The organism is Mesorhizobium sp. M4A.F.Ca.ET.050.02.1.1 (genome assembly GCF_003997725.1).
Classification (GTDB): Bacteria; Pseudomonadota; Alphaproteobacteria; order Rhizobiales; family Rhizobiaceae; genus Mesorhizobium.
Map to the genome: position 1 here is coordinate 1 of NZ_RZSG01000770.1, position 2830 is coordinate 2830.

Annotated in this window: 3 protein-coding genes and 1 pseudogene; 2 read left to right on the plus strand and 2 right to left on the minus strand. The window is 65.7% G+C overall.

Translation table 11 applies throughout. The features are described 5' to 3' along the window. Window positions 1-214: pseudogene (locus tag EOA33_RS30875) on the plus strand (EEP domain-containing protein); the annotation flags it as partial. A gap of 7 nt (window positions 215-221) precedes the next feature. Then, entirely contained in the window at window positions 222-1067 is an 846-nt protein-coding gene (locus EOA33_RS30880) for an EamA family transporter (RefSeq protein ID WP_126058395.1), read from the plus strand. Between the two features lie 12 nt (window positions 1068-1079). Here the strand turns inward: EOA33_RS30880 and EOA33_RS30885 are convergent, their stop codons facing one another. Beyond that, complete coding sequence (locus EOA33_RS30885) at window positions 1080-1394, minus strand: Dabb family protein (protein WP_126058396.1); 315 nt, start codon at window positions 1392-1394, stop codon at window positions 1080-1082. 10 nt (window positions 1395-1404) lie between these two features. Then, window positions 1405-2823, minus strand: coding sequence for a GMC family oxidoreductase N-terminal domain-containing protein (locus tag EOA33_RS30890; protein WP_245482487.1), 1419 nt, complete (start codon window positions 2821-2823; stop codon window positions 1405-1407). Window positions 2824-2830: the final 7 nt, after the last annotated feature.

The following is a 2830-nucleotide window of genomic DNA, read 5'->3' on the forward strand; positions in this document are numbered from 1 at the left end:
CGAGCCGGTGGCCGATTTCCACACCCATGAAAAAATCATCGACGGCGGGCTGTCAAAGCGTCGGCTCGACCATTGCTTCGTCGGCGGCATGCTCGCCACGCGCGTGCGCTCGGTCGGCGCCGACATTGGCGAGATCGCGTCCGACCATTTTCCGCTGAGGGTCGATATTGACCTCGAAACGCCCTGCCTTGCCGCAGTCTCCGGAGGCGGATGAAGCGGGCATGACGCTTTTCGTCTTCTTCGCGGTTCTTAGCGCGGCCGCCATGCACGCGATCTGGAACGCACTGGTCAAGGTGCATCTCGACCGTTTCCTGTCGATCACGCTGATGACATTGGGCATGGGATTTGCCGCGCTGTTCGTGCTGCCCTTCGTCGAGTTCCCGAAGGCCGAAGTGTGGCCATTCATTCTCGCCTCGGTCTTCTTTCACATGGGCTACCGGACCTTCCTGATCGGCGCCTACAAGGCCGGCGATTTCGCCCAGACCTATCCGCTGGCGCGCGGTACTGCACCGCTGCTCTCCGCCCTTGGCGGTATGGTGGTGGTGCGGGAGGTTCCCGCGTCGCTCGCCATTCTCGGTATCCTGCTGTTGTCGGCCGGCACGCTGGTAATGTCGTTTCGCGGCGGCGTCCATCTGGAGCGGTTCAACCTGCGCGCGGTCAGCTTCGCGCTGGGCACGTCGATCTTCATCGCCAGCTATACGCTGTCCGACGGTAGCGGCGCGCGGCTGGCGGCGAACGCGCTGAGCTATGCCGCCTGGCTGTTCGTCTGCGACGCCGCGTGGGCGCTGGTGCTGTGTCTCATCTTCCGGGGGCCACAATCGCTGCCAGTGTTGGCGCGCGACTGGAAGGCCGGGCTGTTCACCGGCGTGCTCAGCGGCGCCGCCTACTGGATCGTCATGTGGGCGATGACCAAGGCGCCGATCGCCTCGGTGGCATCGCTGCGCGAGACCTCGATCCTGTTCGCCATGCTGATCTCGGTCGTCGCGCTGGGCGAGAAGATGACGCGCTGGCGCGGCGCCGCGGCGCTCAGCATCGTCGCCGGCGTCGTCGCATTGCGTCTGGGGTAATTTCTCGGCCGGTCAGTCGAGAATTTCCAGATCGACCACCATCAGCCCGTCGGTGCCGCCTTCGAGGGCGGCGACCAGCCGGGCGCCGGCACGCTGATGCGCCTCGTGCACCAGATAGGCGTCGCGGGCGGCGGCGTCGCGGAAGTCGATGGTGAAGCCATGGCTGAAGCCGCGCGCGAACGGTTCCGGACTGACATTGGCGCTGAACTGGACCTTGTCCATCCCTTCGATCGCCCAGCGCAAGGCTTCCAGATCGGCATGGATCGCCGCGCGTTCGGAGGCGTCGACGTCGTGGCGGAATCTGACAAAGACGCAGTGCCGGATCATGGCTCTCTCCTCAAGCGGCGCGGTTGCCGGAGAAAACGGCCGGCGGCAGAGGTTCGCGGCCAAGGATCAGGTCGGCGCCCTTTTCGCCGACCATGATGGTCGGCGCATTGGTGTTGGAGGAGGGAACGCGCGGCATCACCGAGGCGTCGCAGATGCGCAAGCCCTCGATGCCGCGCAGTCTCAGATCCGGCGTCACCACGGCCATTTCGTCATGCCCCATGCGGCAGGTGCCGACCGGATGATGGTCGGTCTTGGAACTGCGGCAGGCGTAGTCGAACAGGTCGCCGTCGCTCTGCAGGGCAGGGCCCGGAAGCACCTCGCGCAGCACGTAGGGGGCAAGCGCCTTCTGGCGCATGATCTCGCGCGCCAGCCGCAGCCCTTTGATCGACATGTCGCGATCGTAGGGATCGGACCAATAGTTCGGATCGATCAGCGGATGGTCGGCCGGGTCGGCGCTCTTCAACCGCACCGTGCCGCGCGAGCGCGGGCGCAGGAAGGCGGAATTCAAGGTGACGCCCGGATTCTTCAGCTTCTCGACACCGGCCTCGATGCCGGAGCCGAGGCCGAGATGGAACTGGATGTCGGGCGAAGCGGCGGTCGGGTCGGCGTACCAGAAGCCGCCGGTCTCGAACAGGCTGGAGGCCACCGGCCCCTTCTTCAGCAGCAGATATTGCAGGCCGGCCCACATCGTGCGGTGCAGCTTGGCATAGTTGTCATAGGTGTGGTCGCCGGTGCATTCGGCGATGACGAACAGGTCGAGATGGTCCTGCATGTTGGAGCCAACGCCGGGCAGGTCATGGATAGGCGTCACGCCGACCGACTTCAGATGATCGGCCGGTCCGATGCCCGACTGCATGAGAAGCTTGGGCGAGCCGATGGCGCCGGAGGAGACGACCACCTCGCGCTCGGCGCGCAGGATCGCAGGCTGACCGCCCGGTTTGTCGACGACCTCGACACCAACGGCGCGGCCCTTCTCGACGACGATGCGGGTGACCAGCACGTCTGTCCTGACGCTCAGGTTCCTGCGGGCGCGGATCGGCTTCAGATAGGCGACCGATGCGGACGAGCGCCGCGCATCCTTCTGGGTCAGCTGGTAGTAGCCGACGCCCTCCTGGCTGGCGCCATTGAAGTCCGGGTTGAAGGGGATGCCCATCTCCTGGCCGGCGCGGAAATAGGCCTCGCAGATCGGCAGCGGCGAGATCGGGTTGGAGACGCCGAGGGGCCCCTGGTCGCCATGGAAGTCGTTGGCGTAGCGCTGGTTGTTCTCGGCGCGCTTGAAATAGGGCAGCACGTCGCGATAGGCCCATCCAGCGAGGCCCTCTTCCTTCTCCCACGCGTCGTAGTCGCGGGCATTGCCGCGCGTGTAGATCTGGGCGTTGATCGAGGAGCCGCCGCCGACCACCTTGGCCTGCGTGTACCAGAAGCACATGAAGGAC